Origin of the sequence: Mycolicibacterium sp. lyk4-40-TYG-92 (assembly GCF_030209435.1) — a bacterium.
Lineage (GTDB): Bacteria > Actinomycetota > Actinomycetes > Mycobacteriales > Mycobacteriaceae > Mycobacterium.
The window spans coordinates 161264-187844 of the sequence record NZ_JARVRX010000011.1 but is presented as its reverse complement, the minus strand read 5'-3'; the positions used below and the strand labels follow the sequence as shown (position 1 = coordinate 187844).

At 66.8% G+C, this 26581-nt stretch carries 27 protein-coding genes and 1 pseudogene; 12 read left to right on the top strand and 16 right to left on the bottom strand.

Annotated elements, in window-relative coordinates:
* Positions 1-15 precede the first annotated feature (15 nt).
* From QRN63_RS17810 to QRN63_RS17800, 3 genes are all read left to right on the top strand, one after another.
* Positions 16-2040: a DUF4185 domain-containing protein gene (locus QRN63_RS17810; protein ID WP_285032075.1), complete on the top strand. Its 2025-nt coding sequence runs from the start codon at positions 16-18 to the stop codon at positions 2038-2040.
* Between the two features lie 2 nt (positions 2041-2042).
* On the top strand, positions 2043-2534 hold the full coding sequence (locus tag QRN63_RS17805; protein ID WP_285032074.1) for a hypothetical protein: 492 nt from the start codon (positions 2043-2045) through the stop codon (positions 2532-2534).
* A 71-nt stretch (positions 2535-2605) separates the two neighbouring features.
* Positions 2606-3247 (top strand): TetR/AcrR family transcriptional regulator, encoded by a 642-nt coding sequence (locus QRN63_RS17800; RefSeq protein WP_285032073.1) that lies wholly within the window; start codon positions 2606-2608, stop codon positions 3245-3247.
* Positions 3248-3300: 53 nt separating this feature from the next.
* Here QRN63_RS17800 and QRN63_RS17795 read toward each other — a convergent pair whose 3' ends face one another.
* Both QRN63_RS17795 and QRN63_RS17790 read right to left on the bottom strand, forming a co-directional pair.
* The gene (locus QRN63_RS17795; RefSeq protein ID WP_285032072.1) at positions 3301-4503 is read right to left on the bottom strand and encodes an MCE family protein; all 1203 of its coding nucleotides are present in this window, start codon (positions 4501-4503) and stop codon (positions 3301-3303) included.
* Positions 4504-4709: 206 nt separating this feature from the next.
* Positions 4710-5708, bottom strand: coding sequence for an AraC family transcriptional regulator (locus QRN63_RS17790; RefSeq protein ID WP_285032071.1), 999 nt, complete (start codon positions 5706-5708; stop codon positions 4710-4712).
* Positions 5709-5887: 179 nt separating this feature from the next.
* Here QRN63_RS17790 and QRN63_RS17785 point away from each other — a divergent pair, with 179 nt between their 5' ends.
* The gene (locus QRN63_RS17785) at positions 5888-6160 is read left to right on the top strand and encodes a hypothetical protein (RefSeq protein WP_267315905.1); all 273 of its coding nucleotides are present in this window, start codon (positions 5888-5890) and stop codon (positions 6158-6160) included.
* Positions 6161-6319: 159 nt separating this feature from the next.
* A complete protein-coding gene (locus QRN63_RS17780; protein ID WP_267315906.1) occupies positions 6320-6844 on the top strand; it encodes a DUF1254 domain-containing protein in 525 nt (174 codons plus the stop codon).
* Positions 6845-6854: 10 nt separating this feature from the next.
* Here the strand turns inward: QRN63_RS17780 and arsB are convergent.
* Positions 6855-8323, bottom strand: a pseudogene (gene arsB / locus QRN63_RS17770) (ACR3 family arsenite efflux transporter).
* The gene (locus QRN63_RS17765) at positions 8320-8745 is read right to left on the bottom strand and encodes an ArsI/CadI family heavy metal resistance metalloenzyme (protein ID WP_285032068.1); all 426 of its coding nucleotides are present in this window, start codon (positions 8743-8745) and stop codon (positions 8320-8322) included. Before QRN63_RS17765 ends, arsB begins: the two are co-directional and overlap by 4 nt.
* Positions 8746-8843: 98 nt before the next feature.
* On the opposite strand from QRN63_RS17765, the gene QRN63_RS17760 reads away from it, so the two are divergent.
* Positions 8844-9197 carry an Rv2640c family ArsR-like transcriptional regulator gene (locus tag QRN63_RS17760; protein ID WP_267315908.1) on the top strand — a complete coding sequence of 118 codons (354 nt, stop codon included), beginning with the start codon at positions 8844-8846 and terminating at the stop codon, positions 9195-9197.
* A gap of 11 nt (positions 9198-9208) precedes the next feature.
* Here the strand turns inward: QRN63_RS17760 and chrA are convergent, their stop codons facing one another.
* The 3 genes from chrA to QRN63_RS17745 form a co-directional block, all read right to left on the bottom strand.
* Positions 9209-10366 carry a chromate efflux transporter gene (gene chrA / locus QRN63_RS17755; protein ID WP_285032067.1) on the bottom strand — a complete coding sequence of 386 codons (1158 nt, stop codon included), beginning with the start codon at positions 10364-10366 and terminating at the stop codon, positions 9209-9211.
* Between the two features lie 39 nt (positions 10367-10405).
* Entirely contained in the window at positions 10406-10858 is a 453-nt protein-coding gene (locus QRN63_RS17750) for a lipoprotein LpqH (protein WP_285032066.1), read from the bottom strand.
* A gap of 88 nt (positions 10859-10946) precedes the next feature.
* The gene (locus QRN63_RS17745) at positions 10947-11129 is read right to left on the bottom strand and encodes a hypothetical protein (protein ID WP_267315911.1); all 183 of its coding nucleotides are present in this window, start codon (positions 11127-11129) and stop codon (positions 10947-10949) included.
* Between the two features lie 264 nt (positions 11130-11393).
* Between QRN63_RS17745 and QRN63_RS17740 the strand changes: the two genes are divergently transcribed.
* Positions 11394-11711: a DUF732 domain-containing protein gene (locus tag QRN63_RS17740; RefSeq protein ID WP_267315912.1), complete on the top strand. Its 318-nt coding sequence runs from the start codon at positions 11394-11396 to the stop codon at positions 11709-11711.
* Position 11712: 1 nt separating this feature from the next.
* Here the strand turns inward: QRN63_RS17740 and QRN63_RS17735 are convergent, their stop codons facing one another.
* The 5 genes from QRN63_RS17735 to clpB all read right to left on the bottom strand — a co-directional run bounded on the left by QRN63_RS17735 (position 11713) and on the right by clpB (position 18039).
* A complete protein-coding gene (locus QRN63_RS17735; protein ID WP_285032064.1) occupies positions 11713-12879 on the bottom strand; it encodes a glycoside hydrolase family 76 protein in 1167 nt (388 codons plus the stop codon).
* A 15-nt stretch (positions 12880-12894) separates the two neighbouring features.
* On the bottom strand, positions 12895-13581 hold the full coding sequence (locus QRN63_RS17730; protein WP_285032063.1) for a TrmH family RNA methyltransferase: 687 nt from the start codon (positions 13579-13581) through the stop codon (positions 12895-12897).
* Positions 13553-14464, bottom strand: a complete 912-nt coding sequence (locus tag QRN63_RS17725) for a hypothetical protein (protein WP_267315915.1) — start codon at positions 14462-14464, stop codon at positions 13553-13555. The genes QRN63_RS17730 and QRN63_RS17725 overlap by 29 nt, the downstream gene beginning before the upstream one ends.
* A gap of 24 nt (positions 14465-14488) precedes the next feature.
* On the bottom strand, positions 14489-15301 hold the full coding sequence (gene ttfA / locus QRN63_RS17720) for a trehalose monomycolate transport factor TtfA (protein ID WP_267315916.1): 813 nt from the start codon (positions 15299-15301) through the stop codon (positions 14489-14491).
* A gap of 191 nt (positions 15302-15492) precedes the next feature.
* Positions 15493-18039 carry an ATP-dependent chaperone ClpB gene (gene clpB / locus QRN63_RS17715; RefSeq protein WP_267315917.1) on the bottom strand — a complete coding sequence of 849 codons (2547 nt, stop codon included), beginning with the start codon at positions 18037-18039 and terminating at the stop codon, positions 15493-15495.
* 187 nt (positions 18040-18226) lie between these two features.
* Here clpB and QRN63_RS17710 point away from each other — a divergent pair, with 187 nt between their 5' ends.
* From QRN63_RS17710 to QRN63_RS17690, 5 genes are read left to right on the top strand one after another with little or no spacing between them, the layout of a single operon-like run.
* Complete coding sequence (locus QRN63_RS17710; protein ID WP_285032062.1) at positions 18227-18892, top strand: GAP family protein; 666 nt, start codon at positions 18227-18229, stop codon at positions 18890-18892.
* A gap of 15 nt (positions 18893-18907) precedes the next feature.
* Complete coding sequence (locus tag QRN63_RS17705; RefSeq protein ID WP_267315919.1) at positions 18908-19552, top strand: CYTH domain-containing protein; 645 nt, start codon at positions 18908-18910, stop codon at positions 19550-19552.
* Positions 19542-20708, top strand: coding sequence for an FAD-binding oxidoreductase (locus tag QRN63_RS17700; RefSeq protein ID WP_285032061.1), 1167 nt, complete (start codon positions 19542-19544; stop codon positions 20706-20708). Before QRN63_RS17705 ends, QRN63_RS17700 begins: the two co-directional genes overlap by 11 nt.
* Positions 20709-20722: 14 nt before the next feature.
* Positions 20723-21622, top strand: coding sequence for an aldose 1-epimerase (locus QRN63_RS17695; RefSeq protein ID WP_285032060.1), 900 nt, complete (start codon positions 20723-20725; stop codon positions 21620-21622).
* Between the two features lie 37 nt (positions 21623-21659).
* Entirely contained in the window at positions 21660-22385 is a 726-nt protein-coding gene (locus tag QRN63_RS17690) for a potassium channel family protein (RefSeq protein WP_285032059.1), read from the top strand.
* A gap of 3 nt (positions 22386-22388) precedes the next feature.
* Here QRN63_RS17690 and QRN63_RS17685 read toward each other — a convergent pair whose 3' ends face one another.
* The 4 genes from QRN63_RS17685 to dnaK are packed head-to-tail and all read right to left on the bottom strand — an operon-like array spanning position 22389 to position 26488.
* Positions 22389-22760: a heat shock protein transcriptional repressor HspR gene (locus tag QRN63_RS17685; protein WP_267315923.1), complete on the bottom strand. Its 372-nt coding sequence runs from the start codon at positions 22758-22760 to the stop codon at positions 22389-22391.
* Positions 22757-23938 carry a molecular chaperone DnaJ gene (dnaJ, locus tag QRN63_RS17680; RefSeq protein ID WP_267315924.1) on the bottom strand — a complete coding sequence of 394 codons (1182 nt, stop codon included), beginning with the start codon at positions 23936-23938 and terminating at the stop codon, positions 22757-22759. Before dnaJ ends, QRN63_RS17685 begins: the two co-directional genes overlap by 4 nt.
* A gap of 28 nt (positions 23939-23966) precedes the next feature.
* Positions 23967-24629 (bottom strand): nucleotide exchange factor GrpE, encoded by a 663-nt coding sequence (gene grpE / locus QRN63_RS17675; RefSeq protein ID WP_285032058.1) that lies wholly within the window; start codon positions 24627-24629, stop codon positions 23967-23969.
* Entirely contained in the window at positions 24626-26488 is a 1863-nt protein-coding gene (dnaK, locus tag QRN63_RS17670) for a molecular chaperone DnaK (RefSeq protein ID WP_267315926.1), read from the bottom strand. Before dnaK ends, grpE begins: the two co-directional genes overlap by 4 nt.
* Positions 26489-26581: the final 93 nt, after the last annotated feature.

Here is a 26581-nt window from a genome sequence, read left to right as displayed (position 1 = left end):
CAGCAGGGAGACACGATGAGCGCCGCACGCTACATCGGCCGGGTCGGCAGGCTCGCCGTCGCACTCGGCATCGGAACCGCGATCGCGTCCGGGCAGGGCGCCGCGTGGGCCGACCAGACCGAAGCAGGAGCATCCGGAGGCCCGGCAGCGACGTCCGCGACCGGCGAGAACGCCGGGCCGTCCGGCACTTCGGGAAGCACAACCAAACCGCGTCGCGACAAACCCCGCCCCAAGAAGGGCGACGACAAGACCGAGACGCCGGCTACAGGCACCGCCGACGACAGCGCGGCCGATCCCAAGACCGACCCCAAGGCCGACAAGCCGGCCAAGACACCGGGCAAGGTGCGTGATCGCGCGAACCAGCCGAAGAACAACAACGCCACCGACGCCGCCGTGGCCGCCGCCGGGGTGCCGAAGACTCCGAAGCGCCCACGGCTGACCCCCGATACGCCCCCTGCCGCGAAGCCGCTCGCCACCCCGCAGACCGCGGCGTCCACCAAGCCGGTCAGTGCCGCGGCAGTCGCACCGACGGTCATGAAGGTCACCACCAGCGCGGTCACGGCGGCACCGAGCCCCGTATCCGCGACGACGAACCTGCTCACTCCGAACGTCACCGCGCCCGCGGCCAAGCCCCTGAACCCGGTGGCCGCCGTGATGAAAGCCGTGTCCGGCGCACTGAATTGGGCGTTCAACCCGGCGGGCAGCCCGGCCCAGCCGACGCTGGCGTGGACCGTGCTGGCTTTCGCCCGCAAAGAGATCGACAACCTGCTGACGGCCATCAAGCCGCAGAACCTCGTCAGCGCACTCACCACCACCGGCCAGGTGCTGAGCAATCCCATGGCGGCGCTCACCGCGGCCATGAACCCCCGGCCGGTCTTCCCCACGCCAGGTCAACAGCTCAGTCCGTCGACGAGTTTCGTCGACTGGGTGACAGGCAACTTCGCCCCCAACGACACCTACAACCGGTTCGGGGTCTGGGGGACCGACGTCGGCACCGTGTGGGACAACGGAATTGCCGACGATCCGAACACGCCGATCAACGAGCACCAGGTGCTGATGGCGTTCGGCGACACCTTCAGCGGCCCGAACATGACCGGAAACTGGCTGAACAACATCCTGTTCCGCTCGTCGGATGCCAACCTCGCCGACGGCATTTCGATTCCGGCCGGCCAGTGGTTCAACGGCAACATGTTCGGCGGTACACCGCTGTCGTCGCCGACGACAGCGCGCCAGATCATCCTGCCCGCCAAGCTCCCCGCGGGCCTGCCGTCCGGAGTGACGCTGATCCCGACCTCGGGCATCTCGGTGCCGACGCCGGGCACCCAATTCGGCGCCACCCAGTACCTGAGTTTCATGTCGGTCAAGCAGTGGGGCGCGCCCGGCCAATGGACGACGAACTATTCGGCGATGGCGTACTCGACCGACAACGGTGAGAACTGGACCATCGCACCGCAGAGCGTCCGCCAGAACTGGGGCGGCAACGCCAATTTCCAACAGGCAGCCCTGGTTCGTCCCGGCGATGGCTACGTCTACTCGTACGGCACCCCGAACGGACGCGGCGGCGCCGCTTACGTGTCCCGGGTCGCCGAGGCCGACATCCTCGACGCGTCCAAGTACGAGTACTACAACAAGGGCAGCGCGGGCGGCTGGTTCGGCATCGGCGCGATCAAACAGGGCTGGTACAAGGACCCGTCGAAGGCCGGCGTCGTGTTCGGCCAGGACACCGGCGCATGCGGTATCGCCAAGGCCGGCAACCACGTCAGCGAGATGTCGGTGCAGTACAACCCGACGCTGGGCAAGTACGTCACGCTCTACGCCGACCAGTTCAACAACGTCGTGCTGCGCACCGCCGATACCCCGCAGGGCACCTGGTCCGCGGCCACCGTGCTGATGCCGCAACAGAATGGCGGCATCTACGCGCCCATGATGCAGCCCTGGTCGCCGTCGACCCTGGGCACGGGTACCGATCTGTACTGGAACCTGTCATTGTGGAGCGAGTACAACGTCATGCTCATGAAGACCGATCTCACGAAGTTGTAGCCATGCTCCGCACGACCGTCGCGACGGCCGCAGTCGCCCTGGCGACCGCGGTGGCGCCACCATGTTCGGCCGACCCCGTTGCGCCCCAACAGGATCAGCTGTGTCCGCCCACGGCCGACGAAGCCACCACCATGCCGACGACGCCCGCGCCCACGGCGGGCGCCAACACCCCGCTGCAGTGTCACGAAGGGCGTTGGCAGGCCGTCGCGCTACCCGCGGAGCCCAGCGACCGCTGGTGGAGCACCGGCCCCGTCATCGCCCTGCGCGGTCAGGGCATGCGGAATCCAAACCTGATGTCCGGCAAGTGGAGTGGCACCCCGCTCGGCCCCGGGAACCGGTGCCACGTCGAGCAGCGCGCAGTGCTCAGTGCCGGCGTGGTCAGCGCGCCCGCGGTGACCGACGGCGCGCCGGACCAGACATTGCACTTCGACGTCGCTCCCACGGCGTCCTCGGTCGAGTTTTCCGGCTATTGCCTCTGGACGCGGCTCGGCTGAGCCACCGCGCTTGCACGACCGCGTGAGCACAGCGTGCCGGTATCCTGGCCGAATGCGGGGGACTCGACGCCATGGCGGGTAGGCGTGGGTGGGATGGTCAGCCGCCTGCCAGTGATGAGGACGCCGCCGCCCGGATCGTCTCGATGGCAGCCAAACTCATGGCGGACAAAGGTTCTGGCATCAGCATTGCCGAGGTCGCCAACGCGCTCGGCGTGATCAGGCAAACCGTGTACCGGTACTTTCCCAACGCCGAATCGCTCATGGCGGCGGCGGCGATCACCACAGTGGGGGCCTTCTTCGACCGGCTGATTGTGGCTGTTGCCGGCATCACCGACCCCGCCGATGCGATGACCGAAGGGGTGCTGTTCACGCTCGAAGAGATCACGCGGACACCACATTTGGGGATCGTGCTGTCGGAGGCCAACCGAGGCAGCCACGCCCCCGCGATGGCTTCCGAACAGGCGATGGAATTGGGAATGCAGGTGATCACCCGGTTCGACGTCGACTGGGCGCACTACAGTTTCGATGAAACGCTGCTTCGTGAACTCGTCGAGCACACCCTGCGCACCATCTTGTCGTTCTTCATCGCGCCCAATCCCGCGGGTCGCAGTCGCGACGAACTGCGTGACTACCTTCGTCGCTGGCTCGGTGGAGCGGTCCTGGCTCAAGCTGCCGCTGCCGGTGGCGCGGCCACGCCTGCCGCGCCCGTCTAGTGGCGGATGTTGGTCGCGTTGTATTCGGCGATGACGGGTTCAAGCGCCGACGATCAGTAGCGGTCTCTCTCTGCGTAGGCACCGGAGAACAGGAACTGCAGTGTCGAGGGAGCGTCGAACTGCAACTCGGTGTTGGGCTGGAACGGGATGTAGGCGTTGTCGGTCACCAGGAACGGCGAGTGGTACCAGGAGCCGCCGAACTGCTTGGACGGCAGGTCCGGAAGGCCACGGCAGTTCGGGCCACCGGAGGCGTTCACCATCGGCAGGCTCTCGGGGTAGGTGTAGTTGGGCGCGCCGGGGAAGAAGTTGGCCGCGACGAACAGTCCCGGTTTGATGCCACCGAATACCGGACCGAACCTCGCGACGGCTTTGGACACGCCCTGCAGGAGGCAGGGGAACTCCGGTGAGTAGTCGCCCAGGACCTTCAGCGGCGCGCGCAGCCGCTGGATGGCGGCGATGTAGTCGTCGGCGGCCGGCGAGATGGTCGCGTACGCATTGTTGGCGAACCCGGTGGACGCCAGCAGCGCCGCGTTCAAGTCATCCCGCTCGTCGGTCAGCGTCTTGCTGACCGTCGGCGCGTTCTGGAAAACCTTGGCCAGGTCGGGCGCCGCGTCACCGTAAATCCCCGCGACCGTCGCGGTGTCCTTGAAATCCTGCTGCAGGGTCGGCAGCTTCGGGTTGAAATACGCCAGGTACTGGCTCAGCCCGGCCGCAGCCGCACCAGCGTCATCGCCGCGGCCCCGCAGGCCTTCACCCAGCGCGGTCACCGTGGCATTCAGATTGACCGGATGGATCTTGTCGAGCAGATCCGTCAGCGTCTGGAAGACCGTGTTCATCTCCAGCTGGACATCCTTGGCCTGCACCTGCGCGCCCGGACGCAGCGACTCCTTCGACGGCTGCTCCGGCGGCAGGAACTCGACCGACTTGGCGCCGAACACCGTCGTGCTGCCGAGCCGGACCCGCGCGTTCGAGGGGATGTAGCGCATCTGGTCACTGAGAACCGCCAGCGTCAGCTTCGCCTGGTCACCGGCATAGTCGATCTGCTCGACCTTGCCCACCTGGATACCGCGGTACTTGACCTTGGCATCGGGATCCATCACCAGACCCGCGCGGGGCGCCAGCACCGACACGGTGTCGGTCGGGGTGAACGCCGCGGTGTACGACAAGTAGGTGAACACCACCGCGGCCAGCATGATGCTGATCAGCACCGCTGCCGCCACCCTCGTATGACTGCGTTTCGCTTCGCGGATAGCCATCGGCCTCGTCCTCGTCTGCGTCATCTGTGTTGAATAACGCAGATGTGCCCTGGTCGATTCAATAGCAACATACGGTTATTCAAAAAGTGTATGTTTTGCTGAGAATGTTCGAGGCCGTTTGCCGAATCTTCGGCAGCCGGGTCAACGCACGGCGTTCTACGTCGAGTTCTCGGACTACTGCCGCCGGCCGCGGATCCACTAGAACCTCAGCTTCGATTGCTCCGAAATGCCGTGGGCGTCATACCGAACCACCGCTTGCACGACCGGGTGAGCACGCTCTGTTCGGCATAGCCGAGATTTCGGCAGAGCTGGTCGAGGGTCAGCTCGGTATCGAGCAGTAACCGTTGCGCGGTGTCCCGGCGGGTCTGATCGACCAGGTCCCCGAACGTCGCCCCCTCGGCCGATAGGCGCCGCTGCAGTGTCTTCGGATGCAGCCCGACATGGCGGGCGATGTCCTGCAGTCCCACGGCCCCACCGGGCAGCAGCTGACGAACCAAGGTCCGAACCAATTGCGTTGTGGCAGGCTCGGATTCACCGATGGTACTGATGAGGTAGTCCATGGCCGTCTGATGCGCGATCCGGTCGGTGGGCAACGGTCGCGCCAAGTCGGTGGCGCGCAGCGTGAACCCGGCGACCGGTGCACCGAACGACGGCGGGCAGCCGAAGTAGGCCTGGTACTCGTCGGCCGACGTGCGTGCCGAATGCGGCAGGTGCACCGACAGCGGTCGGTAGCCCGGCCCGAGGAAAAGTCGCAGCACTTGAAGCGTGACGCCCAGTGACAACTCGATGGCCTGTGCCTGTGGCGGCGCCGGGTCCAAGAGATATTCGAACTCGAAGCGGCGTAGGTCCGTGCCGACGGAGACGGTGATGCGAGCACTGATCGCCGGACTGTAGGCGGCCATGAACTTGTCGAAGACGACGAAGGCATCGGCGACCGTTTCGGCGTTGCGCGCCGCCAACCCGACCGGGCCGAGGATGTCGATGGATTGCCGTAGCGCCAGCCGACGGCCGAAATCGGGAGCGCGCAAAGCCGCCGCGGCGGACTCGAGCATCTGGACACCGCGGGGCAGCGAGATGAACCGATCGTGACGGCCGACGTCCGCGCCCGCGATGTTCGCCGCAGCAAGAAGCGCGTCGCTGTCGCCGCCGAGTTCAGCAACCAACTCAGGAAAGCTCGTGAGCGCCGTCCCCCGGATCACCGACATGTCTCTAACTGTCAAAAACTTGTCGTGAAATGTCAAGACACAAACGTGTACGGTGCAGCACAGTCGAATTCCGCGATGGGCCGGCGCAGCGCCGCACCGGCCCATCGCTGCCTGCATCCCCCGAAAGCCGGATATGCAGCAAAGCGCGACCGTTCGTCTTCAACAACCCGAGGAACACCATGACCCCACGCATCACCGCGCTGGTATCCGTCGCACTGATGGCCGGCGCCTTGACCGTTGCACCACTGGTGGTGGCCCCCACCGCCGCCGCCGACGTCTGCGCCAGTGCCGGCGGCCGCCACTTCTCCGCCGGCGGCTGCACCAACATCGCGGGCGACGTCGCCGTCGGCACCGCGATCGCGGCGGCCCATGTCCCGTATGTCGCCGGCGAAGTGCCTTGCTACACAGACGAAGGCGTGCCCTACTACACGCCGCCCGGCGCCCCCTGCTGAGACCTCTGCCGCCGGCCCGGACGGCGCTGTCCCGAACTGTCAAGAATCAGTCTCTAGGTGTCAAGACTTCGGGCAGCGCCGTCCTGCACAGTGGGATGAGCGGACCGAACCCGGCCCGCGATCGATAATGGGCCACAACCGGATTGGAGTACGGCGGTCGTGTCAGCAGCCGATATTCTGCCGTGGTGCGGCACGTTGTCCATCGCTGTCGCCGCACTGGTGATCCTGGCCGGACCCCCGGGACGCCGCGGCCGTCGCGCCGAGGACGAGACAGTATCCAGGCGCTGCCCGCTGCAGCAGCTCATGCGGACGAGCACAACCGACGCCATGTACGTCGACCGATTCCTTGACGTGAACGCCGAGCCCTGGGTGCTGACCCTGCCGGACGCAGCCGACCGCAGATATCTGTTCCAGGTGCTGTCCGGCCGCGCCGATGTGTTCGACGACGTCGACGAGCACGTCGCCTGGACGACGCCGCAGACGTATGCCATCACCGGCCCGAGCTGGAACGGCGAATTGCCTGCCAGTGTCACCGAACACCGTTCGCTCGCCCCGATCATCTGGCTGCTGGGCCGCGTCGAGTGCACGGATACGGCCGAAGATCGCGCCGCCGCGCAAGAGCTGCTGGACCGGATCTCGCTAGTTCCGTTGAGTGCCTACGTAACTCAACTCATCGCCGACTAGGCAGCTTGGCCTAGCCGGGCAACAGCTCGTCCACCAGATCCCGGACCCGGCCGGCGATGGCATCGCGGATGGGCCGGACGGCCTCGAGGGGCTGGCCCGCCGGGTCATCGAGTTTCCAGTCGCGGTAGGACACCCCGGGAAAGTACGGGCAGGTGTCGCCGCAGCCCATGGTTATCACCACGTCACTGGTTTGCACGGTGTCGGCGGTGAGCACCTTCGGGGTTTCGGTGGTGATGTCGATGCCGAGTTCCGCCATGGCCGCGACGGCGACGGGGTTGAGCTCAGCAGCGGGTGCCGTTCCCGCAGAACGTACCTCGATCCGTCCCTCCGACATGTGCGTCAACAGCGCGGCGGCCATCTGCGACCGGCCCGCGTTGTGTACACAGACGAACAGGACACTGGGTTTGGGTGTCATGCGCGCAGGCCCCCCAACCGCGGCCGCAGCGCCAGCGACAGATAGACCAGCGCGACGAGAACCGGTACCTCGATCAGCGGTCCGACGACGCCGGCCAGGGCCTGCCCGGAGGTCGCGCCCCACGTCGCGATGGCAACGGCGATGGCGAGTTCGAAGTTGTTGCCCGCCGCGGTGAAAGCCAGTGTCGTGGTGCGTTCGTAGCCGAGGCCGAGGACAGCGCCGAGGACATAGCCACCGCCCCACATGATGGCGAAGTACGCCAGCAGCGGGAGCGCGATGCGGGCGACGTCCCACGGGCGCGTGGTGATCTGATGCCCTTGCAGCGCAAAGAGAATCACGATGGTGAACAGCAGCCCGTACAGCGCCCACGGTCCGATCCGGGGCAGGAACGTCGACTCATACCAAATACGGCCCTTGGCTTTTTCCCCGAACCGACGCGACAGGTAGCCGGCAGCCAACGGGATGCCGAGGAAGATCAGGACCGACTTCGCGATCTGCCATGGCGACGTCGCGATCTCGGTCTGCGGCAGGTGCAGCCAGCCCGGGAGCACCGACAAGTAGAACCAGCCGAGCACCGCGAACATCAGCACCTGGAAGATCGAATTCAGCGCAACCAGCACCGCGGCGGCTTCCCGATCACCGCACGCGAGATCGTTCCAGATGATGACCATGGCGATGCACCGCGCCAAGCCGACGACGATGAGCCCGGTGCGGTACTCGGGCAGGTCCGCCAGGAACAGCCACGCCAGCGCGAACATCAGCGCGGGCCCGAAGACCCAGTTCAGCACCAGCGAGGACACCAGCAGCTTGTGGTCGGAGGTGACGGTGTCGAGCCGGTCGTAGCGGACCTTGGCCAGGACCGGATACATCATGACCAACAGGCCCAGCGCGATCGGCAGCGAAATGCCGTCCACCTGAACCTTTTCCAGTACGACGTCCAGACCGGGGACCCAGCGGCCGAGCAGAAGCCCGGCCATCATCGCCAACCCGATCCAGACCGGCAGATACCGGTCGAGCGTCGAGAGCCGAGCTGTCGCCGCACCGGCGTCAGCGGTCTGCGTCATGCCTGCGTCCCGCAGCACGCCGCGTCGGCCGATTCCCGCGAGGCAGCACCGAACGTGTCGGAGTCCGCCAGGACGGTGTAGACCTCCCAACGTTCCCCGCCGGGGGCGGTCACCCACACCTTGTCCTGAGTGGCGAAGCAACAGGTGGTGCCGATCTCCTCTTCGGTGAACATTCCCGCGTCAGTGAGGCGGGCGATCTCCGCGTGCACGGTATCGCTGGATTCGACCTCGACACCCAGATGATTGACCGACCCACCGTGACCGGGGTTCTCCAGCAGCACCAGCTTGAGCGGCGGGTTCTCCACTGCGAAATTGGCGTAGCCCGGCTTCACCTTCGCCGGTTCGACGCCAAAGAGCCTGCGGTAGAAGGCAATTGATTCGTCGAGGTTGTCGACGTTCAGGGCGAGCTGGACACGTGACATGGGACACCCCTAAGGCCTGAGACGTATATCGAAATCCTTGGGACCGTTCTACCGCACCTTTTCGATATATGTCAACATCCTGCGGTAGCATCGGTTACATGCCCAAGGCACTCCCCGTCATCGACATGTCGGAGCCGTTGTGCTGCGCACCCGTCGCCGCGAGTCCGACCGACGACGACGCCGCACTCGACCTGGCCATGCGGCTCAAGGCGCTGGCGGACCCGGCGCGCGTCAAACTGATGTCGCTGCTGTTCACCTGTGGCGAGCCCTGCACCACCGGCTCCCTCGCCGCCGCGGTGGGCCTGGCCGAATCGACCGTAAGTCACCACCTCGGCCAACTGCGTGCCGCCGGGTTCGTCATCTCCGAACGACAGGGCATGAACGTGCACCACACGCCGCGACGCGACGCACTCGCGGCACTCTGCAGGGTGCTCGACCCGAACTGCTGCTGACGTGCGCCCGCTCAGCTCGGCAGGGGCAGCCCCAGCGAGGTGGCGAGGACACCGGCCCCGGCGGCCAGCAGCAACGTGATCACGACGTTCACCCGACTGAACACCGCGACCACCGCCAGCGCCAGCACCACGTACTGCCAGGTCTGGCTGATCGACATGGCCAGCGGTACAGCCGAACCCAGAATCGCACCGATGGCAGCCGGACCCGCGCCGTCCAGGAAGGCCCGGACGTAGCTGTTGCTGCGGATCCGGTCGAAGTGCTTGGCGCCCAAGAGGATGAACAGGAACGACGGGCTGAATGCCACAACCGAGGCCAGCACCCCGCCGAGCAATCCCGCGGCGGCGTAGCCGACGACGGCGACGGTCTGCACCACCGGTCCCGGCGTGATCTGGCCCAGCGCAACAGCATTGAGGAACTGTGCACCGGTCATCCAGTGGTAGCGGTCGACGGCGTCAGCCTGCATGAGCGGGATGATGACGAAGCCGCCGCCGTACGACAGCGCGCCGACCTTCAGCGCGACCCAGCACAGCGAACCCACCGTGCCCAGCGTCAGGGACTGGAAAGCCAACACCGGCAGGCTGCGTGCACCAGAGTGGGGCAGCGTCGTCGTGCGCACCAATTCGATTGCGCCACAGACCAACAGCACCACTACCAGCCATGGACCCAGCAGCGCCGCCGCCACCGTACCCGCCGCGACGTACACCGGCCACCGGATGGAACTGGTGCGCCGCTGCCAACTGGCGGGGACCAGTGCGGCACCGGCATGTACGGCGACGGCGGCCACCGCCGCGCCCGCGCCGGCACCGGCGGCCAGTACCCACCGTGGTGGTGACCCGGCCAGGAACAACGCCGCCAGCCCGAGGATGACGATGAGCCCCGGCACGATGAACGCGGCGCCACCGACCAGCGCGCCCAGCCGGCCGCGGACGCGCCAGGCGCAGTAGATCGACAGCTGGGTCGACGCCGGCCCGGGCAACAGGTTGCACGTCGCGATCGCGTCTTCGAACTCAGTGGCGCCGATCCAGCGGCGCCGCTCCACGCACAGGCTGCGCAACAGCTTGATGTGCGTGGGCGGGCCGCCGAAACCGATACATCCGATGGTGCCCCACTCCCGCAGGACGGTGCCCAGGGGCACACGGGGCGATGCATCCTCTGCGGGCGTGGTCACGACCAATCATCCTGGCGGGTCACGCCGTATCGCGCACCCTCACGGGCAGGCCACATCCATCTCGAAGTTCTTGCTCACCTGCTGCGGCGACCGCGGATTGCTCAGGTCGCTGCCGCTGGCGGTGCCCTTGATGGTGTACGACTTGCCCCGCACCGCGGCTACAGCGTTGTCCGCCTCGCCGGGCTCGGAACTCGTGAACCCCAGCGCGACACCGTCGACGGTGCCGAGGCCGACGGTACGAACCTGTGGCGGATCGTTCGTCGTCACCACGGCACCGACCCCGCTGGACACGTCGCCGATGCCGATCGTGACGTTGTCACCGGCCTGATGGCAGGTCACCCCACCGCTCACCGCCCGTTGTTGTCCGTCGACGATGATCTGCGGTGCGCGCAGGCCCGAATTCGGCGAGCCGGCTTTGGGTGCGGGGCTCTCCGTGGCACAACCGGCCAGCCCTAGGGCGACCACACAGATCACGACACTCTTGCGTACCAACGTTCTCCTCCTTCGCCTCCGGGATATCTGGCGGTACAACGCCAGGGGTTCCCCAGAGCGACAGAGATCAATCGTCGGCGGCGAACAGCTACGGGCAGACGGTGACGAACCCGGCGGGGCCGGTCACGCAGGGAAGGTTGACGTACACCTGCGGGCCATCCCAGCCGTCACCGCGCCAGCCCGGACCACCCCAACCACGGCCATGGCCGTCCCAGTCGTCGTGGCCGTGACCCCAGCCGCGGTCCATGGGGATCACGGCGGGGTCAGTCACCGGCGTAGCTGCGGAAATACCCGCGCCAAAGCCCAAAGCTGCAGCTCCCAGGCTTGCGGCAAGTGCTGTGGTCGACGCAATCTTCATCAACATGGCCATCGCCAAACCTCCGAAATAAGCAAAATCAAAAATGCAATATGCGGTCTAAGTATATGACGCTGACGCTTCTGAAGAAATTCCGGCGTCCGTCGACACGCGACTCCGCCCCGGATCGGCGGGCCTCGCGTAGCCTGTCAGCAAATAGATCTGGCATGGGAGATCCGGATGAAACGCACACGCACGGCAGCTCTGCTCGCGGCAGCCTCGTCGACGGTCGCCATCCTGATGGCCGTCCCCGCCCACGCCGACGATGTCGACCCGATGTTCTTACAGGCGGTGCACGACAAGGGCATCCTCATGCCGAACAGCACCGCCATCAAGCTCGCGCACGGCACCTGTAGCGCGATGCGCAGCGGTGGCGTCAACTCGGCGCTGAGCTATCTGAAGAAGAACGCCGGCAACCTGTCCAACGACGACGCCGTCAAGTTCGGCGGGCTCGCCATCTACGCGTACTGCCGCGAGTTGACGCCGAAGTCACAGTAGGTCAGGACTCCTCGGCCTCAGCGTCGCCGGCCAAGCCGGTCAAGCCGGTCAAGACGTGGGCAGCTTCCATCAGCATCCAGCCGGCCACCTGCACCGACAGGTCGCGTTCCGGGATGTCGGATGAATTCACCGCGCCGTCAACGGATTTCGCGGCCTCGCCGGTGTCCTTCGGCAGCTCGGCCGCGCGGTCCCAGAACGCGCCGAACAGCGGGATGCCGTTGACGGACTGCCGGTAGTCCCACGCCGACCGCGCCGACTTCAGCACCAACTCGCGGGCAGTCGTCCTGGCGGCGTCGTCCTCCGCGGCTTCCCCGGGCAGAGTGGTGGCCACCAGCGTCAGGTAGCGAGCCAGGATGGCGCCGAACAGACCGCCATCGCCGCCGCCGGCACCCCTGATCACGCCGTCGTCGAGCATGTGATCCCTGACCCCGGCCACCAGGCGGTGCACCCGCTCCGCGTGCCGCGGATCGCCGGTGCGCACGGCCAGCTCCACTTCCAGACCCAGAACCACGCCCTGGCAGTACGTGTACTGGGCGCGCACCATCGAACCGCCCTTGATGCCGTCGAACACCAGGTGCGTATCGGGGTCGATCAGTGTGTCGTCGATCCAGTCGGCCATCTGTTGCGCCCGTCGCAGGCGGTCGTGGCGGGCCAGGAAGATGCCGGCCGGGCCATTCGCCGGGGCGTTGAAGAACTGGTCCTGCTTGCGCCACGGGATACCGCCGCCGTCCTCGGGTACCCAGGCATTGAGGAACTGATCCGCAAATGTCTTGAGCGCCTTGGGCCGGGCCACGCCGACCAGCCGGCCCGAACGCTCCAGCGCAAGCGCCAGCCATGCCATGTCGTCGTAGTAGTTGTTGGTCCAGGACCCGTTGTTGCGCAGTCGATGTCCGCGGATCTGACGGCTGATGCGGGCGACCCGGTACTCCTGCGGGTCGCGCAGCTGCGCGTCGATCATGCAGTCCAGCAGGTGCGCCTGCCACCAGTAGTCCCAGCTCTTGAACAGCCGGTCGGCACGCGTCGACGGCCAGGCCACGACGCCCAGCTGGGTGCCGGGTATCCCCCAGAGCCGCCGGATATGTCGATTGAACACAGCCGTTTCGGCGCTGGCCGCACGGTTGGCCCAGACTGCATCCCCGTCGCTCCGCTCCACCGGACGCTGATCCATGCGTTCCATCCTGCCCTACCAGGCGCGATCCAGTCCTGCGTGTTGCGTGATCCAGGTGTGCATGACGATCCCGGCGGCCACTCCGGCATTGATGCTCCGGGTCGAGCCGAACTGCGCGATGGACACCGTCATCATCGACCCCGTCTTGGCGTCGTCGGTGATGCCCGGCCCTTCCTGCCCGAAGATCAACAGACACTCGCGGGGCAGCGTCGTCTCCTCCAGCCGCACCGAGCCGGGCACGTTGTCGACGGCCACCGGGGTCAGCCCCCTGTCATCGGCGAAGGCCAGCAATTCTGCCGTGGTGGCGTGGTGCATAAGTCGCTGGTAGCGATCAGTCACCATGGCGCCCCGGCGATTCCACCGCCGGCGACCGACGATGTGCACCGTGTCCACGGCAAACGCGTTGGCGGTCCGGACCACCGCCCCGATGTTGGCGTCGTTGCCGAAGTTCTCGATCGCGATGTGCAGCGGGTGCCGGCGCTGGTCGATGTCGGCGATGATCGCCTCACGTGTCCAATACCGGTAGGCGTCGACGACATTGCGAGTGTCGCCCTCGCGCAACAACTCCGGGTCGTAGCGCGGATCGTCGGGCAGCGCGCCCGGCCAGGGGCCGACGCCGGGCCCGGCTCCCCATTCGGTGGGGCCCGGCACGTCAGCGTGGTCGGTGACCTGATCACTCACGCGAAATCCACACCGCCGCATGCGTTCCCACCACGGTGACGGTGGCGTACAGCAGCGCCTGGTTGATGTCGCCCTGCGTGCACAGCGAGGCACGGGTGTTGATCGCCCCGACCTTCGCGTCCGGCAGCACCAGCAGCGTGGCACCGTAGAGATCACACATGTGCGACAGGCCGGGCGGCGGCAGCGTCGGCGCCACCGCGATCATCAGCGGTCCGCCGCGCTTGGCCGAGTCATCTTTGTATCTGCTTGCCAGACCGGCTATCTCGAGGCCGAGCAGCATGTAGCCCTTGCCGGTGAAGGCCGTCGGGTCCCCCAGCGCCGCGGGGATCAGCTGGCCGCCGTCGGCCCGGAACCCGTCGACGCTGGTGGCCTTGAGGGTCAGCCCGGTGTCGGACTCGTTGGTCGGCGTCAGACCGACGGGGTACGCCGCACCGTAGGCGACGGTGGTGTCCTTGATCCGGTCGGCGGGCGAGTACAGGTAGACGCCACGCACCTGCGACTGATCGCGCATCGGGCCCAAACAGACTGTGCCCGTTACCTTGTCCGGGTTCTGCACGACGGCCGGGTTGATCTTGAGGTTGGGGACGCCGTCGCAGCCACCGATCAGGTTCGATTCGAGGGGGTGCGCCAGTGCGCCGTACAGGCCGAAGCGCAGCGTCTCGGGCTTGGCATGTTCCCCGCCGGCCTTCGCGGCGGCCAGGTCGACGTCGATGAGCACCTGGTCGTCCTGGAAGCGCAGGTTGGATACCGAGACGTTCCAGCCCAGCAGCGCCTGCGACTCGCCGACCTTGACGCTGGGCGCGCCGAAGATGGCCGAGTTGGCGGAACCGTCGCCTGAACACGCGACGAGCACGCCGGCCAGCAGCACAGTCAGCAGCCGCGAGGCCAACCTGCGAAAAGACATGCGGCCAAGGTTAGCCGGAGGGAATCAGCGCTGATAATTCGGCGCGGGGCGGCCGTTACGGGCCGGTGCGAACTGCGTGTAGCGGCCGACGTCGGCGCGGCCGGGGGCCTGGTTACTACGACCGGCGGGCAGTTCGTTCTGACGCATCGGGCCGGCGCTGAGCGGACGGCTCGGCGAGCCGCTGCGCCGGGCGACGGCCTGGCCGGCGACGCTGTTCTGGCCGGACGGCACCGGCGGCAGCACGCGCAGCAGGTCGTTGAACTGACGGACGGTGCGCAGGCCCTCGTCCCACTGTGCGCGGGTGCTGGTGATCGGCATGGACACCAGAGTCCAGTTCTGCTCGTTCCACATGATCTCGGCGCAATCCGGGGCGGTGTGCGAGAACGTCACCATGCGGCGGTCGCAGGCTCGACGGGCGGCATCGAGATTCGTGGAGTAGACCATGCGGGGGCCGATGGCACCGAGCAGCCAGATGTCGTTTTCGCGCGGCTCCGGAATGTCCTTGAGGCGGACGTCCACGGCCACGTTGGTGCCGACCTTGCGGTGCAGCGCGATCACGGTCGCCACATCGTCGAGGTCGAAGATGAACACGGCCTCGCCGCGGATCTGTCCGAGCACGACATTGCGGGCGTGCACGTTCTCACCGACGGTCGACATGATGCCGCGGCTCCACCGCTTGACCAGGTCGGGAGTCTCGTGTTCGTAGTCGAACCCGTGCGACTTCGCCCATGACTTGCGGCGCCTGCCGAGGCCGCGTCGACGGTCGATGTCGACATACAGCAGCACTGCCGCACCCACGAAGCAGAGTGCGGAAAGCGTGAACCAGAGCGGGACCATCGGGCCAAGCCTACTGGTTGGTACCCGGAATGCTCGAACTCGAAAAGGTAACAAGCTGGTCACAGGCTGTTTCGTGCAGTGCTTTGGGCACGTTCGGTAGCGCTCTGCGTGACGCGACGTGCACAAACTGCGAAAAATCGAGAAAAGCCCCGCCATACCGGAGTGTGACGGGGCTTTCCCCTACCTCAGGCTCAGCCGAGAACCAGGCTCTCGCCGTCCGCGCTGACGTGGACCGGGACGACGTCGCCGTCGTGCACCTCGCCCGCCAGCAGCATCTTGGCCAGCTGGTCGCCGATGGCCTGCTGCACCAACCGGCGCAGCGGACGGGCGCCGTACAGCGGGTCGAAGCCGCGGTCGCCGAGCCACTTCTTGGCCTCGAGCGAGACCTCGAGCTGCAGGCGCCGCTGCGACAGCCGCTTCTGCAGCTGCGCCAACTGGATGTCGACGATCCGCACCAACTCCTCGGGCTTGAGCGCCTCGAAGATGATGACGTCGTCCAGGCGGTTGATGAACTCGGGCTTGAACCGCGAGCGCACCGCCGCCATCACCTGCTCCTCGGTACCGCCCGCGCCCAGGTTGGACGTGAGGATGAGGATGGTGTTGCGGAAGTCGACCGTGCGGCCCTGACCGTCGGTCAACCGGCCGTCGTCGAGCACCTGCAACAGGATGTCGAACACGTCGGGGTGCGCCTTCTCGATCTCATCGAACAACACCACCGAATACGGCCGCCTGCGTACCGCCTCGGTCAGCTGACCGCCGGCGTCGTATCCGATGTAGCCCGGAGGAGCCCCCACCAGGCGAGCCACCGCGTGCTTCTCGCTGTACTCGCTCATGTCGATGCGGACCATGGCGCGCTCGTCGTCGAAGAGGAACTCCGCCAGCGCCTTGGCCAGTTCGGTCTTACCGACGCCGGTGGGGCCCAGGAACATGAACGAGCCCGTCGGCCGGTTCGGATCGGCCACCCCGGCCCGGCTGCGACGCACCGCGTCGGCGACGGCCTCGACGGCACGCTCCTGACCGATCACCCGGTTCCCCAGCTCGGCCTCCATGCGCAGGAGCTTGGCGGTCTCGCCCTCCATCATGCGGCCGGCGGGAATGCCGGTCCACGACGAAACGACGTCAGCGATGTCGTCCGGGCTGACCTCCTCCTTGAGCATGACGTTCTCGCGGGCCTCGGCGACCGGCAGCGCGGCATCGAGTTGCTTCTCGACCGCCGGAATCCGGCCGTACCGCAGCTCGGCGGCCTTGGCCAGGTCGCCGTCGCGTTCGGCGCGGTCAGCCTCGCCACGCAACGTCTCCAGCTGTTCCTTGAGTTCACGAACGATGTCGATGGCGTTCTTCTCGTTCTGCCACCGCGTCGTCAGCTCGGCCAGCTTCTCCTTGTAGTCGGCAAGCTCGCTCCGCAACTTCTCCAGGCGTTCCTTGGAGGCGTCGTCCTCTTCCTTGGACAGCGCCATCTCCTCGATCTCGAGGCGACGGACCAACCGTTCGACCTCGTCGATCTCGACGGGCCGGGAGTCGATCTCCATACGCAGCCGGGACGCGGCCTCGTCGACCAGGTCGATGGCCTTGTCCGGCAGGAACCGGCTGGTGATGTAGCGGTCCGACAACGTGGCTGCCGCGACCAGCGCGGAGTCCGTGATGCGCACACCGTGATGCACCTCGTAGCGCTCCTTGAGCCCGCGGAGGATGCCGACGGTGTCGTCGACCGACGGCTCGCCGACCAGCACCTGCTGGAATCGGCGTTCCAGGGCGGCGTCCTTCTCGATGTACTTGCGGTACTCGTCGAGCGTGGTCGCACCGACCAGCCGCAGCTCGCCACGGGCCAGCATCGGCTTGATCATGTTGCCGGCATCCATCGCCGACTCGCCGGTCGCGCCGGCACCCACGATGGTGTGCAGCTCATCGATGAAGGTGATGACCTGCCCCGCCGAGTTCTTGATGTCGTCGAGGACGGCCTTGAGCCGTTCCTCGAATTCACCGCGGTACTTGGCCCCGGCGACCATGGACCCGAGGTCCAGGCTGACGACGGTCTTGTCCCGCAGGCTCTCCGGTACGTCGCCCGCGACGATGCGCTGGGCCAGGCCCTCGACGATCGCGGTCTTGCCGACACCGGGCTCACCGATCAACACCGGGTTGTTCTTGGTACGACGGCTCAGCACCTGCACGACGCGGCGAATCTCGTTGTCCCGGCCGATGACCGGGTCGAGCTTGCCCTCGCGGGCGCGGGCGGTCAGGTCGGTGGAGTACTTCTCCAGCGCCTGGTAGCTGCCCTCGGGGTCGGGGCTGGTGACGCGGGCGCTGCCGCGGACCTTCACGAACGCCTCGCGCAGGGTCTGCGGTGCGGCGCCGTGGTTGACCAGAATCTTGGCGACGTCGGAGTCGCCGCTGGCCAGGCCATACAGCAGGTGCTCGGTGGAGACGTATTCGTCGTCCATCTCGGTGGCCAGGTGCTGGGCAGCGGTCAGGGCCGCGACCGACTCACGAGACAGTTGCGGCGTCGAGTTGGCGCCGCTGGCGCTCGGCAGCTGGTCGATCAGCCGCTGGGCGTCGGCCCGGATGGCAGCGGGCTCGACACCGACGGCCTCCAACAGAGGCGCGGCGATGCCGTCATTCTGGGTCAGCAGAGCCATCAACAAGTGCGCCGGACGGATCTCCGGGTTTCCGGCGGCAGTCGCCGCCTGCAACGCTGAGGTCAGCGCCGCCTGAGTCTTCGTGGTCGGGTTGAACGAGTCCACGACACCTCCCTTTCGTCTACAGAAAAATGCTTGTCCCTGAGTCCAACGCAGTCAAGGTTGAGTCTGTTCCGCTCAAGTCTAGAAAATTCCGACCAATTTTCAATACAGTCACAAGTCCCTTTCCGCGCAGTCCGAATGCCCTTTGCCGGGGAAGGCATACTTGTCGCGACCACGAAGGGGTGCAGAAATGACAGATTGGGTTTCGGTCCTGACCGAGCTGATCCCCCTCGCCCTGGTGATCGCCCTTTCTCCCCTGTCGATCATTCCCGCGGTGCTCGTGCTGCAATCCCCCCACGCCCGCATCACCGGTCTGACCTTCCTCGCCGGCTGGCTGGTCGCCATCGCGGTACTCACCGGATTGTTCGTCCAGCTGTCCGGCCTGATGCCCGAGGCCGGACATCCGTCGACCACAGCATCGTGGGTGCGCATCGTAATCGGCGTCCTGCTGGTCGTCTTCGGCATCTACCGCTGGGCCAATCGCAACCACGACGCTCCCGAACCCGCCTGGATGCGGAAGCTCACCAGTGTCACCCCCGCCCGGGGATTCGTGACCGCCGCGGTGCTCGCGGTGGTGAACCCCAAGGTGCTGGTCATGTGCGTGGCCGCCGGTCTGGCGATCAGCACCGACGAGCTCCCCCGCGCGGCGACCCTGGCGTCGGTCCTGTGCTTCACGGTGGTGGCGGGCAGTTCGGTCGCCATCCCGGTCCTGACGTACGTCGCCGCCGGCGAACGACTGGATCCCGCCATGGCCCGCCTCGGCGCCTGGCTGCACCGCCAGCACGCGGTGCTGGTCGCCGGAATCCTGATCGTCATCGGACTTCTCGTGGCATACAAGGGCCTGAGCCACCTCTAGGACTACCGTTTAACCATGTCCGAGTCCGGCTTCGGCGATTTCGAGTTCGAACGAAAGTTCCTCGTCCGCGACCTGCCCGCTGTCACAGCGTCCGACCCGAGCCCTGCCCTGATCGTGCAGGCCTACCTTTTCGCGTCCGATGGCTATGCCGTCCGGGTGCGCGTCCAGGGGCCCGCTCCCGCCGATCTGAGCAATGCGGCGATCGACCTCATCGAGGCCATCAGCGAGGACTCGATCGGCACCATGACCGCCAAGGGCCCGGCCGCGGGCGGCACCCGCTACGAGGCCGAGCGCGAACTCGATCCGCTGGTGGCCGGCGAAATCGTCCGTCGCGCCGACCATGTCGTCACCAAGGTGCGGTACTCGGTATGGCTGGGCGAGGACGGCTGGATCATCGACCGGTTCCTGAATGGCAACGCCCCGCTGCTGCTGGCCGAGGTCGAGCGCGGCGGACCCGTCGTCGATCTGGCCATCCCGGCGTTCTGCGTCACCGAAGTGTCCGAGGACGACCGATTCCGCAACGAATACCTGGCCCATCAGCCGTACGGCGCGTGGGCCGACGCGCACCGGCGCGAACTCGATCTGCGGGGGCCCACCTTCGTCAGCACGTTGGGGCAGAACCACTTCGACACCACCTCGCCGATGCCTGATGGGGCTTGACGACCGCGAAGCGCTGATGACGGTGCGGGCGGCGGTCGACCCTGCGCGCGGCGGGGAGGACGTGGTCGGCCGCTTCTACACCCGGTGGTTCGCCGGCGACCTGTCGGCGCGCGACCTCTTCCCGCCCGACCTGGCCGCCCAACGCACCACCTTCAGCCGGGCGCTGTTCTGGGTGCTCGGCGAATTCATCGAGCAGCGCGCGGAAGAGCCGGTCGCATTCCTCGCGCAGCTCGGCCGCGATCACCGCAAATACGGTGTGGGACATCAGCATTACGCGGCACTGCAAGAGGCGCTGCTGGCCACCCTCCGCGATGAGCTCAGCGACCGCTGGGACGATCGGGTCGCCGAGGCCACCACGCACGCCGTCGATCTGATCGTCGGCGTCATGCGCGGCGCCGCCGATGCCGAACAGACAGCGCCCTACGTCGACGGCACCGTCGTCGAGCACCTGCGCGTCACCCGGGATGTCTCGGTGGTGCGACTGCAACTCGACCAGACGCTGCCTTACCACGCCGGTCAGTACGTCGCGGTGCAGGTACCGCAGTGGCCGCGACGCTGGCGGCACCTGAGTCCGTCGATGCCCTCGGATGCCAGCGGTGCCATCGAGTTTCACGTCCGCTCCGTCAGCGGCGGCATGGTGAGCACCGCGATCGTAAACCAGACCGCACCGGGCGATCGCTGGCGACTGTCCAATTCCCATGGCGGAATGCATGTTTCACGTTCCGGCGGCGACGTGCTGATGGTGGCCGGCAGCACCGGACTGGCGCCGCTGCGCGCTCTGCTGATGAATCTGTGCCGCGAGGCCGAGAATCCGCGGGTGCACCTGTTCTTCGGCGGGCGCTATCCCTGCGATCTGTACGATCTGCGCGTCCTCTGGGAGATCGCCGCCACCAATCCATGGCTGTCCGTCACACCGGTGTCCGAGTACTCCACCGACCCGCCGTGGGCCGCCGACTATCCCGACCCGACGCCACCGCGCGGACTGCACGTCCGGCAGACCGGACTGCTCCCCGACGTCGTCACCAGTTACGGCAGTTGGGGCGACCGGCAGATCCTGCTGTGCGGCGGACCCGAGATGGTCGCCGCGACCAAAGCCGCGCTGATCGCCAAAGGTGCGCCGCCAGAACGCATTCAGCACGATCCGTTGGCCTACTGACACTGGAGGAACCGATGGCCGAACTCGACACCGTCGTCTTGCACGACCCCGAGTCCGCGATGACAGCAACGTTCGTACCCGGCGCCGGCATGATCGGGACCTCTTTTGCCGATGGCGATTTGGAGTTCCTCGGCCAGCGGCGCGGCCTGGACGCCTATCTGGCCAACGCCAAGACCATGGGCATCCCGCTGCTCTATCCGTGGGCGAACCGGTTGGGCGCAAACACCTATGACGTCGACGGCGCAGTGGTCACCTTGACGCCCGGCGCCGGTGGCGTGCGTGTTGACCCGCATGGCGCACCCATGCACGGCACGCTCGCCGCCTACCCGGGCTGGCTGATCACCGAACGGTCTGTGAACTCGCTGACCGCCGCAGTCGATTTCAACCGGCCCGGCCTGTTGGCGTCTTTTCCGTTCCCGCACGTACTGACGCAGCGCGTCACGTTGGTAGGCCGGGTCCTGACCGTCGAGACTGTTGTTCGGCCCTCTGGGGCCGCCGCGGTGCCGCTGTGCTTCGGGTATCACCCGTACGTGACCATTCCCGGTGTCGCTCGGGAAGACTGGGTACTGGAGACGCCGGCGATGCGGCACCTCCCTACCGATGAGCGCGGTTTGCCGTCCGGTGCTGCTGAGGCCTGGGCTCCCCTATCCGGACCGCTCGGCGACACCGCCTACGACGACGGTTTCGACCAGGTCCCCGACGGCGCGCAGTTCATCCTGAGCGGCGGTGACCACCGGATCACGGTGACGTTCGAGACCGGCTACCCCGCCGCGCAGTTGTTCGCCCCACCCGGCGACGCGCTGATGGCCATCGAGCCCATGGCCGCGCCCACCGACGCGCTGCGTCGCGGCGGCTACCGCCTCGCTTTCCCGGGCCGACCAGCGACAGCGCGGTTCTCGATCAAGGTCAACTGAGTTCCGAAATCGCGACCGGTGCCGCACACTTTCTGACGTGGATACGCAAGACCGCCTCGACAGGTGGGAACATCGCGCGGAGTGGCCACTGGCGGCCGTCGCCGCCCTGTTCCTGGCCGCATACAGCATCGAGGTCCTCGCCCAGCCGCACGGACTTGTCGCGCAGCTGCTGACCCTGGTGACCTGGTTGGCGTGGGCGGTGTTCACCGCCGATTACGCGGCGCGGCTCTACCTGGCCCCCGACCGCAAGGAGTGGTTCTTGCGGCATCTGGTCGACCTCGCCATCGTGCTGCTCCCGCTGCTGCGGCCGCTCCGCCTGATCCGGCTGGTCGTTCTGGTCAGCGCGTTGCAGAAAGCCCTCGGCAATGCCATCCGAGGCAAGGTGATCATCTACACCATCTCGGGTGCGGTGCTGCTCGTGTATGTCGGAGCGCTGGCGGTCTACGAAGCCGAACGGGGTGCGCCGGACGCCCACATCACGAGCTTCGGGCTGGCCGTGTGGTGGGCGATGACCACGATCACCACCGTGGGCTACGGCGACATGTACCCAGTCACCACCACCGGCCGGGTCATGGCCAGTCTCATGATGATCGGCGGCATCAGCCTGGTCGGTTCGATCACGGCAACCATCGCGTCGTGGATCGTGCAGAGTGTGTCCGACGACGACAAGCAGCAAGACGCCGTGACGGCGGCGCACATCGAAGACCTTCGCGACGAGATCGCCCAGCTGCGGGAGTTGTTGCGCGACAAGGTGGCTGATTGATGCCTAGCCGCGCTGCGGATTCCCCCGCCGCCGCGGTTCCCACAGCACCAGTGCGGTGCTGGGCTTGCGGACGCGTTCGAGTTCGGCGGTGACCTCGGCGAGCCTGGCCTGCAGCGCCTCGACCTGATTGGTCAGCTCGATGATGCGCTTGATGCCGGCCAGGTTGACGCCCTCATCCTGGGAGAGCCGCTGCACCTCGCGCAGCAGGTCGACGTCGTGCTGCGAATACCGTCGACCGCCGCCCGAGGTGCGTTGCGGGCTGACCAGGCCGAGCCGGTCGTATGTCCGCAACGTCTGTGCGTGCATACCGGCCAGCTCGGCGGCCACCGAAATCAGGAAGGTACGGGCTTCCTCGGATTTACGCCGCGCGCTCATAGCGACCCGGCCCAACCCGCTCGCGGATCAAATCCACTGGCCCGCTCTGCCTTTGCGTATGCCTCCAGCGCCTCCGCCGCTTCACCTTCGAGGTTCGGCGGCACCGCGACCTTCACGGTGACCAACAGATCGCCATGACCGTCGGTACCGCGCTTGGGCACACCGCGCCCACGCACGCGCAGGATGCGGCCGTCGGACGTGCCCTTCGGCACCCTGACGCCAACCTTGCCCTCCAGCGTCGGCACGGAAAGCGTTGTCCCCAATGCCAATTCATGGAAGCTCACCGGAACGGTGACGGTGAGATCGTCGCCGTCACGTCCGAACACCTTGTCGGGACGAACGTGCACCGTGACGTACAGGTCGCCCGAGGGCGCCCCGCGCAGGCCCGCTTCACCTTGCCCGGCCAGCCGGATGCGCTGACCGTCGGTCACCCCCGGAGGGATACGCACGTTGATGGTGCGCGTCCGGGTGGAGACGCCGGTGCCTTTGCACTCGTCGCAGGGGTGCTCGATGATCGAACCGGTCCCGCGGCAATCGGTGCACGGCTCCGAGAAGCCGAACGCGCCCTGGTTGCGGTTGATGACACCGGCGCCGTTGCAGTTGGGGCACACCTTCGGGCTGGTGCCCGGACGTGCACCACTGCCGTGGCAGTTGGTGCAGGGTGCCGGGCTGGTCAGGCGCAGCGGCATGGCCACGCCCTTGGTCGCTTCGAGGAAGCTCAGCTCGGTCTCGGTTTCCAGGTCGTTGCCGCGGCGCGGACGGCTGGGGCGCGGCTGCTGCGCACCCCGGCCGAACAGGCCGCCGAACAGGTCACCGATGTTGGCACCGCCGGTCTGTCCCGCCTGGTCGAACAGGTCGCCCAGGTTGAACTCCGCCGAGTCGCCGCCGAACCCTCCGAAGCCGCCACCGCCGCCATTGAACCGGCGGCCGAATCCACCGTTGGCGAAAAGCCGCCGGGTTTCATCGTATTCGGCACGCTTGGTGTCGTCGGTCAGGATTTCCTTGGCCTCGGTCGCCGCTTTGTAGCGTTCCTCGGCTGCGGGGTTGTTCGGATTGCGGTCCGGATGGTTGTCGGCCAGCACCTTGCGCGCGGCGCGCTTGATCTCATCCTTGGTGGCGTCAGAGGTGACGCCGAGTTCCTTGTAAAAGTCCTTCTCGACCCATTCACGTTGAGCCATGTCGCGTCACCTCCTCAGCGTCGCTCGGTTACTCGTTTGATTCTGGTTTCTGTTCGGTCGCAGCGGTGGCATTGGCGGGCGTGTCGGAGGCACCTGTTGCCTCGTCGAACTCGGTAGGTACCGCGTCGACCACGCCGACCATGGCGTGGCGCAGCACCTGCTCACCGAGCTTGTAGCCCTGGCGCATCACGGTTCCCAGCACCGGGTTCGAACCGTCACCCTCGTGCTGAACAGCCTCGTGGAGCGAAGGATCGAACGCGTCGCCCTCGGCGCCGAACGCAGTCAGACCGATGTTGCCGAGTGCGGCAGACAGCTTGTCCGCCACCGACTTCAGCGGCCCGGACTCGAGATCGCCGTGGGCACGCGCCCGCTCGAGATCGTCGAGAACCGGCAACAGATGCTGCGCGACAAGACCTTTGGCCCGTTCTGCCGCGGCCTGCTCCTGACGGATCGCCCGCTTGCGGTAGTTGTCGTACTCGGCCTTGAGCCGCTGCAGGTCTGCCTTGAGCTCGGCGGCTTCGTCGGACACCGGAGCGTCAGCTGCCTCGCCACCCTGACCAGTGGCCGGGGCCTCCGGCGTCGACCCCTCAGGGGCCGACGCCGGAGCGCCCTCACGCTTTTCGCCGGTTTCCGGATCGATACGCCGCTTGTCGGTGATGGTCACCGGCTCGTGCGAATCGTTCTGGCTCACTTGTGCTCCTGATCGTCCTCGACGACCTCGGCGTCCACGACGTTGTCGTCAGCGGCGGCGGCACCGGGGGCACCCGCACCCGCACCGGCGGCCTGCTCGGCCTGAGTGGCCTCGTAGATCGCCTGGCCCAGGGCCTGGCTCTCGACGCCCAGCTTCTCCATGGCCGTCTTGATGGCGGCGATGTCGGTGCCGGCGAGCGCGGTCTTGGCCTCGGCGATGGCGCCGTCGACCTTGGTCAGCGTCTCCTCGGGAACCTTCGAGCCGCCCTCGGCTTCGCGCTGGTCCTTGACGAACTTCTCCGTCTGGTAGACGAGCGACTCAGCCTGGTTGCGGACGTCGGCCTCTTCGCGACGCTTCTTGTCCTCTTCGGCGTGCGCCTCGGCGTCCTTGATCATCCGGTCGATCTCCTCCTGGGACAGGCCGGAGCCTTCCTGGATCTTGATCGTGTTCTCCTTGCCCGTGCCCTTGTCCTTGGCGGTCACGTGCACGATGCCGTTGACGTCGATGTCGAAGGTGACCTCGATCTGCGGCACGCCACGCGGGGCCGGCGGGATGCCGGTCAGCTCGAAGCTGCCGAGCAGCTTGTTGTGCGCCGCGATCTCGCGCTCACCCTGGAACACCTGAATCTGCACCGACGGCTGGTTGTCGTCGGCCGTGGTGAAGGTCTCGGACCGCTTGGTCGGGATGGTGGTGTTGCGCTCGATCAGCTTGGTCATCACGCCACCCTTGGTCTCGATACCGAGGGACAGCGGGGTGACGTCAAGCAGCAGAACGTCTTTCACCTCACCCTTGAGCACACCGGCCTGCAGCGCGGCACCGACGGCCACGACCTCGTCCGGGTTGACGCCCTTGTTGGGCTCCTTGCCACCGGTCAGCTCCTTGACGAGCTCGGTGACGGCAGGCATACGGGTCGAGCCACCGACGAGGACCACGTGGTCGATGTCGGAGACCGAGATACCGGCGTCCTTGATGACCTGCTGGAACGGCTTGCGGGTCCGGTCGAGCAGATCCTGGGTGATGCGCTGGAACTCCGAGCGGGTCAGCTGCTCGTCGAGGAACAGGGGGTTCTTGTCGGCGTCGACGGTGATGTACGGCAGGTTGATCGAGGTGCTCTGGCTCGAGCTCAGTTCGATCTTCGCCTTCTCCGCAGCCTCGCGCAGACGCTGCATCGCCATCTTGTCCTTGGTCAGGTCGATGCCGCTGGTGCCCTTGAACTTCTCCACCAGCCAGTCGACGATGCGCTGGTCCCAGTCGTCACCACCGAGGTGGTTGTCACCGGAGGTGGCCTTGACCTCGACGACGCCCTCGCCGATTTCCAGCAGCGAGACGTCGAAGGTGCCGCCACCGAGGTCGAAGACGAGGATGGTCTGTTCCTTCTCGCCCTTGTCCAGGCCGTAGGCCAGGGCCGCCGCGGTCGGCTCGTTGACGATGCGGAGCACGTTGAGGCCGGCGATCTGGCCGGCTTCCTTGGTGGCCTGACGCTGAGCGTCGTTGAAGTAGGCCGGGACGGTGATCACGGCGTCGGTGATGTCCTCACCGAGGTACGCCTCAGCGTCGCGCTTCAGCTTCTGCAGCGTGCGCGCGCTGATCTCCTGAGAGGTGTAGTTCTTGCCGTCGATCTCGACGGTCCAGTCGGTGCCGATGTGCCGCTTGACCGAACGGATGGTCCGGTCGACGTTGGTCACTGCCTGGTTCTTGGCGGGCTGGCCGACCAGCACCTCGCCGTTACGCGCGAACGCGACGACCGACGGGGTGGTCCGGGAGCCCTCAGAGTTTGCAACGACGACGGGGTCGCCGCCCTCCAGCACCGCGACGCAAGAGTTGGTGGTCCCGAGGTCGATACCGACCGCACGAGCCATAGTGATGCCTCCTGATAGACATTGTTGGGTGATCTGAGCGAACTGCGCTCAAGCTTGCTACCGGACGAGGCCGTCTGTCAAGCCGAACTTGAG

What these genes read in the sequence shown, in the direction of transcription:
- ttfA (WP_267315916.1), bottom strand. Translation starts at nt 15,301, where the DNA reads ATGGTCCCGCTCTGGTTCACGCTTTCCGCACTCTGCTTCGTGGGTGCG.
- QRN63_RS17795 (WP_285032072.1), bottom strand. Translation starts at nt 4,503, where the DNA reads ATGGCTATCCGCGAAGCGAAACGCAGTCATACGAGGGTGGCGGCAGCG.
- dnaK (WP_267315926.1), bottom strand. Translation starts at nt 26,488, where the DNA reads ATGGCTCGTGCGGTCGGTATCGACCTCGGGACCACCAACTCTTGCGTC.
- QRN63_RS17765 (WP_285032068.1), bottom strand. Translation starts at nt 8,745, where the DNA reads ATGTCACGTGTCCAGCTCGCCCTGAACGTCGACAACCTCGACGAATCA.
- QRN63_RS17695 (WP_285032060.1), top strand. Translation starts at nt 20,723, where the DNA reads ATGGCCGAACTCGACACCGTCGTCTTGCACGACCCCGAGTCCGCGATG.
- dnaJ (WP_267315924.1), bottom strand. Translation starts at nt 23,938, where the DNA reads ATGGCTCAACGTGAATGGGTCGAGAAGGACTTTTACAAGGAACTCGGC.
- QRN63_RS17800 (WP_285032073.1), top strand. Translation starts at nt 2,606, where the DNA reads ATGGCGGGTAGGCGTGGGTGGGATGGTCAGCCGCCTGCCAGTGATGAG.
- QRN63_RS17760 (WP_267315908.1), top strand. Translation starts at nt 8,844, where the DNA reads ATGCCCAAGGCACTCCCCGTCATCGACATGTCGGAGCCGTTGTGCTGC.
- QRN63_RS17710 (WP_285032062.1), top strand. Translation starts at nt 18,227, where the DNA reads ATGACAGATTGGGTTTCGGTCCTGACCGAGCTGATCCCCCTCGCCCTG.
- QRN63_RS17785 (WP_267315905.1), top strand. Translation starts at nt 5,888, where the DNA reads ATGACCCCACGCATCACCGCGCTGGTATCCGTCGCACTGATGGCCGGC.
- QRN63_RS17735 (WP_285032064.1), bottom strand. Translation starts at nt 12,879, where the DNA reads ATGGATCAGCGTCCGGTGGAGCGGAGCGACGGGGATGCAGTCTGGGCC.
- QRN63_RS17725 (WP_267315915.1), bottom strand. Translation starts at nt 14,464, where the DNA reads ATGTCTTTTCGCAGGTTGGCCTCGCGGCTGCTGACTGTGCTGCTGGCC.
- QRN63_RS17740 (WP_267315912.1), top strand. Translation starts at nt 11,394, where the DNA reads ATGAAACGCACACGCACGGCAGCTCTGCTCGCGGCAGCCTCGTCGACG.
- QRN63_RS17730 (WP_285032063.1), bottom strand. Translation starts at nt 13,581, where the DNA reads ATGCGGCGGTGTGGATTTCGCGTGAGTGATCAGGTCACCGACCACGCT.
- QRN63_RS17700 (WP_285032061.1), top strand. Translation starts at nt 19,542, where the DNA reads ATGGGGCTTGACGACCGCGAAGCGCTGATGACGGTGCGGGCGGCGGTC.
- QRN63_RS17705 (WP_267315919.1), top strand. Translation starts at nt 18,908, where the DNA reads ATGTCCGAGTCCGGCTTCGGCGATTTCGAGTTCGAACGAAAGTTCCTC.
- QRN63_RS17805 (WP_285032074.1), top strand. Translation starts at nt 2,043, where the DNA reads ATGCTCCGCACGACCGTCGCGACGGCCGCAGTCGCCCTGGCGACCGCG.
- QRN63_RS17790 (WP_285032071.1), bottom strand. Translation starts at nt 5,708, where the DNA reads ATGTCGGTGATCCGGGGGACGGCGCTCACGAGCTTTCCTGAGTTGGTT.
- QRN63_RS17685 (WP_267315923.1), bottom strand. Translation starts at nt 22,760, where the DNA reads ATGAGCGCGCGGCGTAAATCCGAGGAAGCCCGTACCTTCCTGATTTCG.
- QRN63_RS17810 (WP_285032075.1), top strand. Translation starts at nt 16, where the DNA reads ATGAGCGCCGCACGCTACATCGGCCGGGTCGGCAGGCTCGCCGTCGCA.